The organism is Bacteroides cellulosilyticus DSM 14838, from assembly GCF_000158035.1.
Taxonomy (GTDB): Bacteria; Bacteroidota; Bacteroidia; order Bacteroidales; family Bacteroidaceae; genus Bacteroides; species Bacteroides cellulosilyticus.
In genome coordinates, this window is the sequence record NZ_EQ973491.1 from 394895 (window position 1) to 412489 (window position 17595).

A 17595-nucleotide genomic window follows, 5' to 3' on the forward strand; every position below is an offset into this window, starting at 1 on the left:
ACAATTAGAACACAATGATGAAAAAGAATTTGTTTGTATTACTGCTCGCTCTGATACTTCCACTTTCGTTTGTATGTGCGGAGAATTACCCGTATCGGAGTGATGTGCTTTGGGTTACCGTGCCCAATCATGCTGACTGGATTTATAAGACCGGAGAAAAGGCTACGGTTGAAGTTCAGTTCTATAAATATGGTATTCCGCAGGATGGAGTAACTGTATCTTATGAAATAGGCGGTGATATGATGCCGGCAGAAACTTCCGGTTCGGTTACGTTGAAGCAGGGAAAAGCGGTTATTCCTGTGGGAACCATGAAAGAATCCGGCTTTCGCGACTGCCGCTTGACAGCCACTGTGGATGGAAAAAGTTATAAGCATCATGTAAAGCTGGGTTTCTCACCGGAGAAGATTAAGCCTTATACGCAGATGCCGAAGGACTTTAAAGAGTTCTGGGAAAACAATAAAGCGGAGGCTGCCAAGTATCCGTTGACTTATACGAAGGAATTGGCAAAGGAATATTGTACCGACAAGGTGGATTGCTATCTTATTAAGCTGATGTTGAACAGTCGCGGACAGAGTATTTACGGCTACTTGTTCTATCCGAAGAATGCAACAAAAGGTTCTTGTCCGGTAGTTCTTTGCCCTCCGGGTGCCGGAATTAAAACAATCAAGGAGCCTTTACGTCACAAATATTATGCAGAACAAGGCTGTATTCGTTTTGAGATTGAGATACACGGATTGAATCCTACCTTGACAGAGGAGGCATTCAAGGAAATCAGCAACGCTTTTAACGGTAGAGAGAATGGCTATCTGAATAATGGACTTGATAACCGTGACAACTATTATATGAAACGAGTGTATCTGGGTTGTGTGCGTAGCATCGACCTCCTGACTTCCTTGCCCGAATGGGATGGTAAGAATGTAATTGTCCAGGGCGGTAGTCAGGGAGGAGCTTTAGCTTTGATTACGACCGGTTTGGATCCTCGTGTAACAGCTTGTGTAGCCAATCACCCCGCTTTGAGTGATATGGCAGGGTATAAAGCAGGGCGTGCCGGAGGATATCCCCACTTTTTCCGTACCGAAGGGATGGATACGCCGGAGAAGTTAAAAACGATGGCATATTATGATGTAGTGAACTTTGCCCGTCTGATAAAGGTTCCTACTTATATTACCTGGGGATATAATGACGATGTGTGTCCGCCGACCACCAGCTATGCTGTTTATAATACGCTGGATTGTCCGAAGGAAGCATTGATCACCCCGATTAATGAGCACTGGACTTCCAATGATACGGAATACGGACAGTTGCAGTGGATATTGAAGCATCTGAAATAAATAAAATCTATCTTATTTCTCATCCCCCCGGATCTCTCTTCAATGAAAAGAGTGAATCCGGGGGGATTTTTTGTGATTTTACTGTGAGAAAATCCCCCTATCTCTTTGTCTGTGGTGTTTTGAGTGGTATAGAGCGATTTTTCCACCGATTCAAGCATATTTTTCACCTGAGAGAGATAGATTATCTGCTATTTTGCAAGTGCAAGGCAGACATAAATGCTTTGTAGTGAATTCAGAATTTGTTTAATCAATAAATCATTTACTTATGAATTACAGGAAAAAGGTCGTGTTAATGCTCGGGGTTTTGTCCTACCTCAATTTGGGAACTTTTTCTCAAGCTGCTCCCCTGACAGTGGATCATACTTCAGTAGCCGGTGTGCAGCAAGCCTCCAATGACAAGAAGACAATTAAGATTTCCGGTTCGGTCAGAGATGCGGCCGGTGAATCTATTATTGGTGCTACCATTTTAGAGAAAGGAACTTCAAACGGTGTCGTTTCCGATATGGACGGTAACTTTTCTATGACTGTGGCTGCTAATGGGATATTACACATCTCATATATAGGTTATGTAGACCAGGACATAGCGGTTGCAGGTAAGAGTCTTTTCAATATTCAGTTGCTTGAAGATACGGAAATGTTGGATGAAGTGGTTGTTATCGGTTACGGTACGGTGAAGCGTCGTGACCTGACGGGAGCCATAGCTTCGGTAAAAGGAGATGAGGTTGCTGCCAATCCTGTATCCAATGTTGCACAGGCCTTGCAGGGACGTCTGCCGGGTGTGAACGTTGTGTCGCAGGACGGTCGTCCGGGAGCTACAATCTCGGTACGTGTCCGCGGAGGAGGGTCCATAACCCAGTCCAATGATCCGCTCTATGTAGTCGATGGATTTCCGGTAAGCAATATTGGCGATATACCGGCTTCGGAAATAGAATCTATCGATGTGTTGAAAGATGCGTCATCTACGGCTATTTACGGTGCACGCGGTGCAAACGGTGTAATCCTGGTTACCACTAAGAGCGCCAAGGAAGGTCAGATTAAGGTAAGCTATGATGGCTATGTACAGGTCAAAAATGTATCGAAGACGCTTGAGACGCTTTCGGCTCAGGAGTATATCCTTCATAACTGGAGCTATGCCGCATCCAGAGGAACTGCTAACCAGGATGCTGTTGAGAAATACTTCGGTCTGGGAAGTAAGTATGGCAACCACTATGCCGACTATGCCAATGTGAAAGCCCATGACTATACGGATGATGTACTGCGTACCGCACTGTCTCATAACCACAGTGTGAATGTTTCGGGCGGTACAGATAAAACGAAAGTGATATTTACACTCGGCTACGTTAATGATGAAGGAATCAAGATCAATTCGGACTACAACCGTCTGAATGCTTCTTTCAAGATTCGGCAGAAACTTGCCAAGACACTGGACCTGGATGTTGATTTCCGTTATACGGAGTCAAATCTGAATGGACGTGAGAATGTAACGAACGGTAAAGGTTCTAATGTGTCGGGAGCTTATCGCTATCGTCCCATTGACAATCCGTTGGGTGGTGTCTCTTATTCGGAAGTTGCCTCAGGCTTCAGTTTCGGTGTGGCTAATATCGACGACAAGCACAATCCGGTAGAATTGATCAATGATATCACGAATAAATCCTATTCCCGTTCATTGAGAGGATCGGCAGCTTTGTCATGGGAGATCATCAAGGGGCTTGTGGCCCGCAGTGAATTATCACTTACCCGCAGTTCATCGAAGAGTACTTATTATGAGAACGGATATACAAACGGAGATAAGCGTGCCACCCTTAACCGGGGCATGGGAGATGGATTGCGTTCGGTGAGCACTTTGAATTATAACTTCAATATCGGCAAGAACAATGTATTCTCGGCATTGCTGGGTAATGAAGTCCTGAAGTCGGATTCCGAATCGTCGCAAATCACGGGCCGTGGCTATCCTTCTACATTTGATTATGACACCACGATGGGATTGATCCATACGGCAACCACCTCTTTCTCTGCAACCAATTCTTATAGCGTGCCTGCCCGTACGGTTTCCTTCTTCGGACGTTTGAGTTACACTTTCATGGACCGTTATCTGTTCACCGGTACGTTCCGTGCCGATGGCTCTTCTAAGTTTGCGCCGGATAATCGTTGGGGATACTTTCCCGCAGGTGCTTTCGCATGGCGCCTTTCGGAAGAACCTTTCATGAACGGCACAAAAGATTGGCTTTCCAATCTGAAGCTTCGTTTGTCCTATGGTACTTCGGGCAGTGACAATATTAGTTCCAATCTGTGGCGTGAAACCTGGTCGAGCCTTGGTTCGGGCAGCAATCATACCCCTATCAACGGTGAACTCGGTTCATTCTATCGTCCGGACGGTTTGCTGGCTAACTCTAAGCTGAAATGGGAAACTACTATTTCGCGCAACTTCGGTATTGACTTTGGATTCCTGAACAACCGTGTTAACGGTAGTCTGGAAGTATACTGGAATACTACAAAAGACTTGTTGATGGCCGTACCTGTGGATAACACTACCGGATACTCTTACCAGTTCCAGAACTTCGGTAAAACATCCAATCGTGGTATTGAGCTTTCGGTGAATGTAGATGTGATAAACAAAGGTGATTTCCGTTTCAACGTAGGTGCCATCTATAACTACAACCGCAATAAACTGGATGAACTGCCTAATGCCGACCAGTATCTCTATTCTTCATACTGGGGTTCTTCCTCTCTGGTTCCTACCAACGACTATATGTTTGTGGAAGGGAAAGCGATCGGCCTGGTACGTGGCTTTATCAGCGAAGGATATTATACCGTGGATGATTTCAATTACACCAATGGCCAGTACGTTCTGAAAGAAGGTGTACCCGATATTACGAAAGCCTTGACCGCTACATACATGCACCCTTACGATCTGCCTGCCGGACAGACTGCATTCCCCGGAGCTGCCAAATTCCGTGATGTGGATGAAAGTGGTACGGTAGACCTGGATGATGCTACTTGCCTGGGCGAAGTGATGCCTCGTCATACGGGAAGCTTCCAACTGAATTTCAACTATAAGAACTTTGATCTTTCTACTAATTTCAACTGGACAGCAGGCGGTAAGGTATATAACGTGGCTGCTATGATCAATGCATCCGGTCAGGAGTTTGACGGAATCGGTGCGCAACGTGCATCCTGGGTGGCCGATGCTTTCAAGGTTTACAATGTGAATGCTGCCGGTGACTTGTATGCCGTTACCAATCCCGATGAGTTGAGAGCTTTGAATGCGAATGCCAAATATCATTTACCCTACCATCAGAGTGGCATAACTTCATCGGAATGGTTGGAGAATGGTTCCTACCTTCGTTTGCAGACGCTGACGCTCGGATATACATTGCCCAAGAACTGGTTGACTAAAGTACATGTGGATAAGATACGCCTGTATCTTACTGCAACCAATCTCTTCACCATTACCGGTTATTCGGGCATAGATCCTGAAGTGAATGCCAATCCTACGGGACAAAGCGGATTCTACAGTGACCTGAGAATTTTCCCGACGCTCAACATGGACTTCGGAACTTACCCGCGTGCACGCACATTCACTTTCGGTGCTAACATAACTTTCTAAATAGTAATTGTAAAATAACAGAGAAACAGATATGAAAAAGATATTGAATATAACTCTCGCAGCAGCTTTCGCATGTGCGATGACCGGCTGCCAGGACTTCCTCGACACTTCGTCTCCGAGTGTAGTAGACCGCGATTTTGTCTTCTCAAATGAAGAGTCTGCACGTGGTGCATTGTATTATGGTTATGAAACCCTCCGTGCAAACAGGAGTGTGCATAATGTCGGATTCTTCTGGCATCCGGTTTGGGGATCGGATATTGAAGACTCTCAGGACATTTACGATGAAGGTAGCGCCGGAATCTGTGAAAAATGGTATTATCCGGGTGGTACGGGCAACTATAACATTAACTCGGGAGAAGGAACCGAAGTATTTACCAAGCTTTACGAAACGATATCCGTGGCCAATTCCTTGATATCCAGTTTTGAGGCGCTTGATAACTTCCAGTCAATCATGACCGGAGAACCTAATAATCTTTCGGATATCTACGGACAGGCTGTGGCTCTGCGTGCTACGTGCTACTGGGAATTGTGCCGCTGGTATGGCGATGTGCCCCATGCACTGAATGCCGGTGAGCAGGCAAAAGGACTGACTTCCCGTTATGCCATTTATGACTATCATATCCGGAAACTCAGGGAGGTAGAGCCTCATATGTATCGTCCGGGTGAAGGCAGTACGAGAGCGGATGTCATGAATCGTACATATGTTCAGGGACTTATAGGACGTCTTTGCATGTATAATGGTGGTTATGCAACTCGCCGCACAGACCTGGGTGCAGACTTCTATGTGGATGGTGACGGAAAGGTGCTTACTTTCGACGATTGGAGTGTGGAAAAGAACGGTGCCATTTATGGACGCCGCAGCGATTGGAAAGATTTGTATGCCATAGCCAAAGAATATCTTCAGGCAATCTATATGAATCCCGGTTCGGTGGTATTGCGTACAACGGATCCCCGTTCCACAGGGAAGAATGGACAGGAGTATAATAATCCTTACCAGTATATGTTCCAGCAGATGCATGCCGCCGATAATATAACATTGGCTGATGAATCTATCTACGAACTCCCTCATGAATACAATGGCGGATCTTCCCGTCCGGCTTATATTGGTCGTCCTTCGTCGGGTGGTGACGGTCAGGCACCTTGCGTGGCTTGCGGACAAGATCGTATTCAGGCACATTTCTACTACGGTTGGTTCGATAATAACGACTTGCGTCGTGACGCTTCTGTTGCTGTAACAGGGAGCACAGGTGGTGGTCAGGAGTTGATGCAGTCATTCGACCGCAGTGCATGGGGTAAAGGATGCGGCCCGGGTACCAATAAGTGGGACTGGAACCGGATGACTGCGCCTGATACGAAAACTTATGGTAATTCCGGTATCAATTTCTCTTATATGCGTATTTCCGATGCTTACCTGATGTTGGCTGAAGTGTGTGCGGCATTGGGCGATGAAGGCAGCGCCAAGACGTATCTTGCCATCGTCCATAACCGGGCGTTCCCCGGCAACAACGACCCGAACTTTGAAAAATATATATCGGATTGCGGCTCTGTGTATAATGCAGTGCTTAAAGAACGTGCTCTGGAATTCAGTGGCGAAGGCGTGCGTCGTTTTGACATTATCCGCACCGGTATTCTTCCGGAAGTTGCCGTTGAAAACAGAAAGGTAATGTCGGCTATCATTGAGGGCATACGTCAGGATGGTTACTACACGTTTAAGAATGGCAATCAGATACCTGCCTATATCTGGACGAAGATGGTCGATGCTAAATCCGAGTATGGATATAGACTGACATCACAAACTCCGGCTGACAAGCAAGATGATCCGGTATTGTTCCCGGGATGGCGCGGACAGCATGATGATTGGGGAAGTCTGGTTCCTGCTTATGCAGGAGTGACGATGACCAACGTTGCAATCAAAGGTTTGTTTAAGTATATCGAACCGGGTTCTGCCGAAGCGCTGGCTTTGGAAGCTGATGGATATGTACAGACTCCCTGGGCTATTGATATGTTGAAATATGAGGATTCTTATGCGAAGAAACTCTTCGCCGGTTATACGGATGCCGATTATGCGGCAAAGAATCCGCCCATCCATTTATTGCCGAATATCTATCAGGTATTGCTGAATTCGGGAATTACGAATGGTTATGGTTTTAAGCAGCAGTAATATGGTAAGAAGATGTATTCTTTGCATGATGTTAGGGTTGGCTACTTCGGTAGCCGCCCTTTCTCAGCATTTATCCGGTTACGAACTGGAAAGAGAGATGCCTGTTTTCCTGGATCAACTGAAAGCAGAATTGACTTACCCCATGGCTTGGGGAAATAGTCCGGTTAAGAATTTTAAGAAGTGGCGCAAACAGGCACGCAATGCCGTGCTGGATGCCATGCTTGCCCCTCCGCCTCGCACTACCGACTACCGGACTGAGGTTGTAGCCGAAGAGCAGCGGAATGGGTATAAAGCCCGGAAGTTACGTTTCAATCTGACCGGTTATTCCCGTGTGAACGCCTATATGCTGGTGCCCGATGGTGAAGGTCCCTTCCCGGCGGTAGTGCTTTTGCATGACCATGGAGGTCATTATACGATTGGTAAGGAGAAGATGATCCGTCCCTTCGGAGTGTCTCCCGAAGTCCTGGCTGATGCCGATGCCTGGGCTAAACAATGCTACGGTGGGCAATATGTAGGCGATTATCTGGCTGCACATGGATATGTAGTTATTTCTATTGATGCTATATTCTGGGGGGAACGCGGACGGAAAGAAGGAGTTGACGGTGACAAACACATGGCTGTGGCAGGTAACTTCATGATGCTGGGACGCAGTTGGAGTGCTTTCATGAACTACGAAGACATGTACACCACTGACTTTCTGGCTACGTTGCCCGAAGTCGACTCCAAACGTATCGGTTGCATGGGCTTTTCGATGGGAGCTTACCGTGCCTGGATGCTTTCGGCACTCTCTGATAAGGTGAAAGCCGGAGCTGCCGTCTGCTGGATGGTGACTACGGACTGTCAGTTCTCATGGGAGTATGGAAAAGAAAGGGGAGGTTTTGCCAATATGTTGCCGGGTATCCGCCGTTATCTGGATTATCCGCATATCGCGTCCATTGCCTGTCCTAAACCGATGTTTTTTCTGAACGGGGAACATGACAAGCTCTTTCCTCCGGTAGGAGTGAATGCCGCCTTTGCAGAAATGCGGAAAGTATGGGAAAGCCGTTCGGCAGGCGACAAACTGGTTACGGAACTGTGGGATATGCCGCATGATTGTGGAGTGAAAGTCCAGGAAGCCGTACTATCCTTTTTGAATAAGAGTTTATGATGGGATAGCGACAATATATAGGTATAGCGATCAACGTAATAGTTTGTGTGATAAAGCATTTAGTGTTCCACTAAGATTTGTCGTAGTGGAACACGTGTTCAGTCCTAGTGGGAAGGTACTTCAGTCCTAGTGGGAGGTGGCTTCAGTCCTAGTGGGAAGTACCTTCACTCGTAATGGGACCTCGGCACTTAGTTTTGCTTTCGGCTTTCCTTGTATTCAGTCGGGGTCATTCCATATTGCTGCTTGAAGCACTTGCTGAAGTAATGCGAGTCATTCAGTCCCACCATGTAGGCAATCTGTGCCATGTTATACTCCTCTGTCTCTATGAGTTGAGCTGCCCGCTTCATACGTATTTCTTTCAGGAACTCAACGGGAGATAAACCGGTCAGTGTCTTCAGTTTCTTGAAGAATACGGAACGGCTCATGTTTACTTCGCCGGCAATGTCTTCCACTGTAAGGTCACCGTTATCCAGATGCTTCTCTATGGTTTCCATCACTTTATCCATAAATTTCCGGTCGTTGGGCGAAAGGGCCGGAGTGGTGGTTTCCTTTTTCCCTGCCAGAGGTTGTTCGGTGGATGCAGGCAACAGACTGGCGCAATACAATGCCTGTAATTTCTTGCGCTGTTCAAGCAGATTGAAAATACGTGCCTTCAGGTAGGCAGCGCTGAAGGGCTTTGTGATGTAATCGTCCGCTCCCAGCTTCATGCCTTCTATCTTGCTTTCGATGGTCGACTTAGCCGTCAGCATAACGATGGGAATATGGCTTGTGGTCATCTCATCCCGCAGTTCGCGCACCATTTCTATACCATCTTTTTCGGGCATCATAACGTCGCTGATGATGATATCCGGCATATACAATTTGCTCTTTTCCAGTCCGATGTTACCATTTTCAGCTTCTATCACATTGAAGTACTGGGCAAAGATGGTCCTTATGAAGAAGCGTAATTCCTGGTTATCTTCCACTATCAGGATAGTTTCTTTTTCACTGTTCAGGTTCTCCTCTTCGTTTCCGGTGAGAGAAGAGAACTGATTTCCGGTGTATGCCGGTGAGGTATCACTTACCACGTAGTCGGACAGGATGAATTCAACGGTTTCGTCGAAGTGTTCTTTTCCTTTCTGTAATCTGATGCTGAAGCAACTCCCTTCTCCAAGTTTGCTCCGGATGCTGATGGAGCCGTGGTGCATATCGATCAATTCTTTCACCAGTGAAAGGCCGATACCGGTGCTGGCCTGGTTGAAGAGGTTCTTATCCACTAAATTCTCGAAGCGGACGAACAGGGACTTTTGCTTGTTCTCCGCAATCCCTATTCCCTGGTCTTCCACAGCAAGAATCACATCCTTTTCTTCTTCCTGCACCATCACTTTGATCTGCTTCCCTTGGGGAGTATATTTGAAGGCATTCGATAACAGGTTGAACAATATCTTTTCCAACTTGTCGGAGTCCGCCCATATCTTGAGGCTGGAGACTTTCGTATCCATACTGAAATCAATCTGGTGTTCATCGGCAAGGCTGTTGAAACTTTCCATAATGTGGCGGATGAAAGGGATCAGGTCAATCTGTTGCACCCTCATCTTCATCTTCTTGTTCTGTATCTTGCGGAAGTCCAAAATTTGATTGACAAGCCTCAACATCCGGTTCGTGTTTCGCTCTACCAGTACCAACTGTTCCCGTTCCTCATCATTCAACTTGCCATGTTGCAGGACTTGCTCTACGGGACCGGCAATCAGCGTCAACGGTGTACGCAGTTCGTGCGATATATTTGTGAAGAAACGTAACTTTATATCTGAAATCTCCTGTTCAACAGATACTTTATGCTTCAGCCGGAAGATGGTGAAGAGAATATAGGTGGCTGTAAAAATGACCAATAAGATAAATAGCACGTACAGGGAATATGCCCACGGTGTCTCCCAGAAGGAGGGAAGTATGTTGATGTCCAGTGTACGCGTATTCTCCACCCAGATGCCGTCACTGTTTGTAGAGCGGACTTTCAGGGTGTAATGCCCTTTCGGAAGGTTGGTGTAAGTGGCGGTTCGCTGGTTGCCAATATTGTTCCAGTTGTTTTCAAAGCCTTCCAGTTTGTAGGAATAGGAGATGTTGCCGGGATACTTCATATCCAGGGCGGCAAACTGGATGCTGAATCCATTCTTATCGTGAGGCAGGGTCAGGAGGTTCGTATCATCGATGTGGGTGGTCAGTATGCCACCTTCTTCGGGAGTCACCGTCTTCTCGGCCTGTTGCAGGCGGGTGAAGATGATGGGAGGAACGTATGTACTTGTATGGATGGAATCCGGAAAGAAGTATAGAACACCTTTCACGGTGTTGAACATCAGATAATCGGATGCTGTTCGCAGAGCCGCCCCTTCATTGAAACTAATTCGTAGGGGGAAGGCTCTGGAGGGGTAGTTTATTATTTTATCCGTGGAAGGAATAAACTTGCATAGTTCTTTCTCTGTAGCGCACCACAAATTGCCGTGTGGGTCTTCTTCGATGGATAGTAATACGTCCGAAGGAAGCCCGTTTTTCATGGTGTATGCCTGAAAGCGGGCTTCAGCACCATCCAGTGAGAGTAGCTTATTGAGTCCGCCTCCGAAGGTGGCTACGTACATTTCGCCTTTCCGGGTGAAATATATGTTGTGCACGTCGTTATTGCTGAGGCTGTTGGCGTTTCCCGAAATACGGCAATAACGTTGGAATTCTATCTCTTCCGGTTCTTTGAAATTGCCCTTGCACATCAGTAATCCTGTGGCGCTGCCTATCCATATATTCCCTTTGGTGTCGGAGGTGATGAAACGCGTACGGTAACATTGGCTGATAGGATAGTTCTTTAGCCGGTTCCGGTAGTTGATGAAACGGTCCGCTTCTTTGTCTGTTCCCCGTTCCAGATAGTTGATTCCTCCTTCGAATGTGGCAATCCATATCCGTTGCTGCCGGTCTTCATGCAGACTGTATATCTCGTTACCGCTCAGACTGTATACATCGTTTGCGTCGGCGCTGTACTGAACGAGATGATAAGTCAGAGGCTTTCCTTGAGGCCTGGCGGCGAATAGTCCGTTGCCTTTGGTGCCTATCCAGATGGTGCCTTCGTGATCTTGTATGATGGAATAGCCGATTCCTAACTTGTCCGTACTGTAAGGGGAGATAGTCCCTGAGGATGTGAGGTTGCCCACATAGCGCCATTGGCTGTCGTAGACACGTATAACTTTGTCTTTATTGCCCGTCCATATATACCCGTTGCGGTCCTGATAAACGGCACGGACGTTGCTTCCCGGGAATTCCGTGTCATCCGGGGCAGCGGTAAGCAAATGGAAATGATTGGTATTGAAAGAGATCTTCTCCAAGCCGTTTCCGTATGAACCGAGCCATAAATTACCTTGTTTATCAGTAAAGACATTGGTCACCTTATTGTCAGCGCTCCAGCCCGATTGCAGGGCCGGATTGTAAAACGGATGTATCCGGTTGTTCTTACGGTCGTACCAGGCAAGTCCTCCTCCCGAAGGATGTACCCATAAAGAGCCGTTAACATCCTCGTATATATACATTTCCGGTCGGGAATCGACGATATCTTTGCCGTACTTGTCTTGCAGAATGAAGTGATCGAACTGCTCGTTTTCAGGATTGAAGTGCGTCACTCCTTTGGTGTTGAGGCGTATCCATGCTTCACCGTTGGTATCGATATAGACTGCTTTAATCTGGTTGTCCTTTAATGAAGGATAATTCCGGGTATTATAGTGACGATGGTTTCCGGAACTTTGTTCATACACAAAGAACCCGTCGCTGGCTGTGCCAATGAATAGCTTGTCCTTTTTGAGTTGTCGGATGGTTTTAATAGACGAGCCGGTGGGGAACTCTTGCCTTACAAACTGGCCGGTGTCCGGATTATATTCGTATACACATCCCTGTTTGGAAGTAAAGTAGATGCTATGATTGTTCTCCAGTGCATCGTAAAAAGGTTGTTTGTCCTTTTCCGGAGGAGCGACGAAGTAAGAAGAAAGTTTCTCTTCATTCCCGTTACGAGTCAGGCGGTATAATCCGTTCTCGGTAAGAATCCATTGGTTCTCCCGGCTGTCCTGAAAGATAGACTTGATAGGCTCTGAGTATGAAATCTGGTGGGATTTAAAGAAGTCTGTGGCTTTCATTTCATGTGTTTCCGGATGAGTGGAAATATGAATCAATTCATTTTGTACGGTAATTATCCATACGTCTCCACACGGAAGCACATACATGTCCAAAGACAGGTAGTTGTCGTAAGGGATAGCCTGGAACCGTTCAAGCCGCGGATTGAAACGATAGACCTGGTGATTGTAGCTTTGTACCCAGATATATCCGTATCTATCTTCTTTAATATTGTCCAGACGGTTGTTGCTCAATCCGATGCTGTCGCCCGGATGGGCTTTATAGTTGTTAAATGTATATCCGTCAAATTTGTAGAGACCGTCCCAGGTAGCGAACCACATCACTCCTTTGTCATCTTGCAGGATACTCATAATGGTATTCTGCGAGAGTCCGTCTTCTGAGGTATATTGTGTAAAGGTATGTGGTAATTGTCCGAAGCAGAAGCCGGTGGCAATTACGCAGAGGATTAGCAATATTACGATTCTTCTCATGACCAGTGGTTGTTAAAATCTAAACAAAGATATATGAATTTTCTATGAAATACTTATCTTTACCGCATAGAATAAGCCTGTTATTATGAAAAAAATCTTATATCTGATCCTTGGGTTGATAGGTGTGTTGTCAGTAAAAGCGCAGCCGGATTGTTTTTTCACCCATTATTCGTCTGAAGACGGACTTTCTCAAAATACAGTAATGAGCATCCTGCAAGACCGCAAGGGAAATATCTGGCTTGCTACTTGGGATGGCATTAATAAGTTCAATGGTTATTCATTTAAAACATATAAGGCACGTCTTGATAATCGTATCGTGTTGAGTCATAATCGTATAGATCATATGCTGGAAGACAAGTATGGTTTCCTTTGGCTACAAACCTATGACAATCACGCCTATCGCTTCGATCCCCGTACGGAAACGTTTGAGCGTGCGCCGGGTGATGATGAAGAGGGAGGCACAGCCAATATAACAAATATCAAAGTCCTTCCGGGTGGTTCGGTATGGTTGCTGACGGAGACTGAAGGGGTGATCCGGGTGGCAACTGATCCACAGGATTATAGCCTGACCTCCCAATATTATTCTACCCAATCGGGACAGTTTTCTGCCTCACGTGTGTTTCAGGTATATGAGGACCGGGCAGGTAATGAATGGATATTGTCTGATAACGGATTAGGGATGTTGGCACCCGGAGAGAAATCACCGGTCTTTTATTTTGCAGAGACAGCAGAGCGGGAGAAGAAAGGCGGGCAAGCCTTTTATTCCTGTTTGGAGCATGGTCCCGAAATCTATTTCGGATCGGATAACGGGCGCGTATGGCGCTATCAGAAGGAGAGCGGGCAGTTCTTGTTGCTGAGTCTGCCGGTTTCATCCCACATTGTGTCAATCAATCATATAGATGGTAATGAGATCATACTGACCACTTCAAAAGACGGATTCTTTACTTATAAATGTGATACAAAGAAGACAGAACACTTCCCTGCCTCCCGTTTTCCTGATGCGCCGATTCATGGTACTTATGTGGATAAAGCATCGGAAGTATGGTTCGAGCAACATATTCCGGGTACAGTGGTACACTTCAATCCGCATACACAGGTCTTGAAGCGTGAAGTAATAGCTGTGGAACCGACCAGTACGGACCGTTCTCGTCCGGCTTTCCATGCGCATGAAGATATCAACGGCATGCTTTGGGTACATCCGTATGGCGGCGGTTTTTCATATTTTGACCGTGAAAGTAATAGTCTGCGTCCGTTCTATAATGAGTTGTCAGGGCATGACTGGCGCTTTTCCAATAAAATACATACTGCCTTTTCCGACAATCAGGGGAATCTATGGATGTGCACTCACTCTAAGGGATTGGAGAAGGTCACTTTCCGTCCGTCTCAGTTTGGCATCGTAACGCCGGTACCACACGATTATGAGTCATTGAGCAACGAAGTACGTGCCCTTTGCGAAGATGCTGACCAGAATTTATGGGTAGGCTTGAAAGATGGTAAACTACGGATATATGATAAGAACCGTGTAAATAAGGGCTATCTGACCGAAAACGGTACTGTGTCGCACAGCGGCACTCCGTTGCGTGGTAATGTTTATTTCATCTTGCAGGACAGTAAACAGAATTTCTGGATTGCAACCAAAGGGGATGGCCTGGTGAAAGCTGAAAAACAGAAAGATAGCTATCACTATAAGCTGACACGTTATCAGCATCAGGAAGGTGATATTTATAGTTTGAGTGACGACAATGTTTATTGTGTATACGAAGATAAGCATGGACGCATCTGGATTGCTACATTTGCAGGCGGCATCAACTATATGGCGCACAGTCAGGGTGGTAAAGAGATTTTTGTGAACCATCGTAATAACCTGAAAGGATATCCTATTGATTATTGTTACAAGGCCCGTTTTATAACAGGTGATGATCAGGGGCATATCTGGATAGGGACTACCGTGGGCGCCTTGATGATGGATGCAGACTTCAAGAATCCCGAAGATGTGAAGTTCCGTCATTTCCTGCGTGTTCCGGACAATGAGCATAGCCTAAGCAATAATGATGTGCATTGGATTGTATCTACCCGGAATAAGGAACTCTTTATTGCAACATTTGGCGGAGGACTGAATAAGTTAGTATCGCTGGATGAGAGCGGTAATGCCTGTTTTAAGTCTTATACGGTACAGGACGGCCTGCCTTCGGATGTGTTGCTTTCCATCCAGGAGGATAAAGCCGGTAATTTATGGCTCAGTTCGGAAAACGGTATCAGTAAGTTTATTCCTTCCAAAGAGAAATTTGAGAATTATGCCGATAAGGAGATATTTTTCCGGGTACGTTTCAGTGAGGCGGCTTCGGAATATACTGCTTCGGGTAATATACTTTTCGGGGCAAGTACAGGTATTTTCTATTTCAATCCCGATTCCATCGGAAAGAGTAATTATGTGCCGCCGATGGTTTTCTCCAAATTGTTGGTGGCGAATGTGGACGTGGTGCCGGGACAGGGTTCCGTACTGAAACAGGGATTGGATGATACCAAAGAATTGGTACTGTCGCATCGGGAGAATATTTTCACCATACAGTTTGCTGCACTCGACTATTCCGCACCTTCCGAAATACAGTATGCTTATATCCTGGAAGGTTTTGAAAAGGCCTGGAACTATGTAGGTAAACAGCGTGTAGCTACTTATACCAACTTACCAAAAGGGCATTATGTCTTTAAAGTCCGTTCTACCAACAGTGACGGTATATGGACTGAAAACACGCGTACATTGGACATTGAGATACTACCTTCCTTCTGGGAAACTCCGTTTGCTTATTTCCTGTATGTGCTTTTCTTCATCATGATTATTGTAGCGGCGGTGTATATCTTGTTCACTATTTATCGTTTGAAGCATGAGGTGTCCGTCGAGCAACAAATGACGGATATGAAACTGCGTTTCTTTACCGATATCTCTCATGAACTGCGCACTCCGCTGACTTTGATTTCAGGGCCTGTGGAATATATACTGGGGAATACCAAACTTCCGGATGATGCCCGTGAACAGTTACAGGTGGTAGAACGGAATACGAACCGCATGTTGAGGCTTATCAACCAGATACTGGACTTCCGGAAGATACAGAACCGGAAAATGAAGATGCAGGTTCAACGTATGGATGTGGTGGCTTTTACTCGCAAGATCATGGCGAACTTCGAGTCTGTTGCCGAAGAACATCAGATAGACTTCCTGTTTGAAACGGAGAAGGAAGAACTGTATCTTTGGGTAGATGCGGATAAATTTGAGAAGATTGTGTTCAATCTGCTTTCCAATGCTTTTAAATACACTCCGAATGGAAAGATGATTACGGTGCTTGTGCGTGAAGATGAGAAATCAGTTTCCGTAAGTGTGGAAGATCAGGGAATAGGTATTGCAGATAATAAGAAAAAGTCGCTGTTTGTCCGTTTTGAGAATCTGGTAGACCGCAATCTGTTCAATCAGTCCAGCACCGGTATCGGTTTGTCATTGGTGAAGGAATTGGTAGAAATGCATAAGGCGACCATTACCGTTGATAGTAAGTTAGGAGAGGGGAGCTGCTTTAAGGTGGACTTCCTGAAAGGTAAAGAACACTATGATGAATCGGTGGAATTCTTGCAAGATGATGCTACGGTGGGTATGGGAGTTATAGAACAAGTGACCGATATTCTTAGTGAAATACCGGAATCTTCTGGAGAAGAGAATATAGAGGAGGAATCGGAAGAGAGTATGGACGCCAAAGGGACTATGTTGCTTGTGGAAGATAATTCGGAACTCCGTTTGTTCCTGCGCAGCATCTTTGCTTCCGAGTACAGAATCGTGGAAGCAGTGGATGGTATGCAAGGTTGGAGTAAAGCTTTGAAATTCCTTCCGGATATCATTATTAGTGATGTAATGATGCCCGGAAAAGATGGCATCACCATGACGCGTGAACTGCGTGCCGATATGACCACCAGTCATATTCCCATTGTATTGTTGACGGCTAAGACTTCCATTGAAAGCAAATTGGAGGGGTTGGAGTATGGAGCGGACGATTACATCACTAAGCCGTTCAGTGCCACTTATCTGAAAGCACGCGTAAAGAATCTGCTCACACAGCGCCGAAAGTTACAGGGTATCTATCGGGATAACCTGATGACGGGAAATGCAACGGTTGACTTAACGGAAGAAACCGTAGAAGAGCAAGGACCGGAAATGTCCCCGAACGATCGTAAGTTTATGGACAAACTGGTGGAACTGATGGAGAAGAATATGGATAATGGAGAATTGGTAGTAGACGATTTGGTGCAGGAACTGGCAGTCAGCCGTTCAGTCTTCTTTAAGAAACTGAAGACACTGACTGGTTTGGCACCTATTGAGTTTATTAAGGAAATGCGTATCAAGCGTGCTGTGCAATTCATTGAAACCGGAGAATATTCCATGACTCAGATCTCTTATATGGTGGGTATTAATGATCCCCGTTATTTCAGCAAATGCTTCAAACAGAAGATGGGAATGACCCCAACTGAGTATCGGGATAAGGGAATGAATAAGATCAATTCGTCAAAAAATACATGAATTCATCAAAATAGACATCTTTGTAGTCTTGTATAAGGCTGATAAACAATTGATTGCTAAATAATGCGGAAAATACTGATTTATGGAGTTACATTTTGTATTTTCTATATACTTTTGCCCGTGTCGTAAAGGTAAGAAGATGATAATTACTTGAATTCAAGAAATTATGACTGGTTAGGGTTAA

General features: G+C 45.8%; 6 protein-coding genes. 5 read left to right on the forward strand and 1 reads right to left on the reverse strand.

Annotation, left to right across the window (positions count from 1 at the left end; genetic code table 11):
• Positions 1-14 precede the first annotated feature (14 nt).
• From BACCELL_RS13920 to BACCELL_RS13935, 4 genes are all read left to right on the forward strand, one after another.
• On the forward strand, positions 15-1331 hold the full coding sequence (locus tag BACCELL_RS13920; RefSeq protein ID WP_007212480.1) for an acetylxylan esterase: 1317 nt from the start codon (positions 15-17) through the stop codon (positions 1329-1331).
• 265 nt (positions 1332-1596) lie between these two features.
• Positions 1597-4938 carry a SusC/RagA family TonB-linked outer membrane protein gene (locus tag BACCELL_RS13925; RefSeq protein ID WP_007212482.1) on the forward strand — a complete coding sequence of 1114 codons (3342 nt, stop codon included), beginning with the start codon at positions 1597-1599 and terminating at the stop codon, positions 4936-4938.
• Between the two features lie 31 nt (positions 4939-4969).
• Positions 4970-7099 carry a RagB/SusD family nutrient uptake outer membrane protein gene (locus BACCELL_RS13930; protein WP_007212483.1) on the forward strand — a complete coding sequence of 710 codons (2130 nt, stop codon included), beginning with the start codon at positions 4970-4972 and terminating at the stop codon, positions 7097-7099.
• 1 nt (position 7100) lies between these two features.
• Positions 7101-8246 (forward strand): dienelactone hydrolase family protein, encoded by a 1146-nt coding sequence (locus tag BACCELL_RS13935; protein ID WP_044153883.1) that lies wholly within the window; start codon positions 7101-7103, stop codon positions 8244-8246.
• A 188-nt stretch (positions 8247-8434) separates the two neighbouring features.
• On the opposite strand, the gene BACCELL_RS13940 is transcribed toward BACCELL_RS13935, so the two are convergent.
• Positions 8435-12853 carry a hybrid sensor histidine kinase/response regulator transcription factor gene (locus tag BACCELL_RS13940; RefSeq protein ID WP_007212485.1) on the reverse strand — a complete coding sequence of 1473 codons (4419 nt, stop codon included), beginning with the start codon at positions 12851-12853 and terminating at the stop codon, positions 8435-8437.
• 85 nt (positions 12854-12938) lie between these two features.
• Here BACCELL_RS13940 and BACCELL_RS13945 point away from each other — a divergent pair, with 85 nt between their 5' ends.
• Positions 12939-17411 carry a hybrid sensor histidine kinase/response regulator transcription factor gene (locus BACCELL_RS13945; RefSeq protein WP_007212486.1) on the forward strand — a complete coding sequence of 1491 codons (4473 nt, stop codon included), beginning with the start codon at positions 12939-12941 and terminating at the stop codon, positions 17409-17411.
• Positions 17412-17595: the final 184 nt, after the last annotated feature.

Coding starts and splice junctions, on each gene's coding strand:
- BACCELL_RS13920 (WP_007212480.1), top strand. CDS start 15: ATGATGAAAAAGAATTTGTTTGTATTACTGCTCGCTCTGATACTTCCA.
- BACCELL_RS13925 (WP_007212482.1), top strand. CDS start 1,597: ATGAATTACAGGAAAAAGGTCGTGTTAATGCTCGGGGTTTTGTCCTAC.
- BACCELL_RS13930 (WP_007212483.1), top strand. CDS start 4,970: ATGAAAAAGATATTGAATATAACTCTCGCAGCAGCTTTCGCATGTGCG.
- BACCELL_RS13935 (WP_044153883.1), top strand. CDS start 7,101: ATGGTAAGAAGATGTATTCTTTGCATGATGTTAGGGTTGGCTACTTCG.
- BACCELL_RS13940 (WP_007212485.1), bottom strand. CDS start 12,853: ATGAGAAGAATCGTAATATTGCTAATCCTCTGCGTAATTGCCACCGGC.
- BACCELL_RS13945 (WP_007212486.1), top strand. CDS start 12,939: ATGAAAAAAATCTTATATCTGATCCTTGGGTTGATAGGTGTGTTGTCA.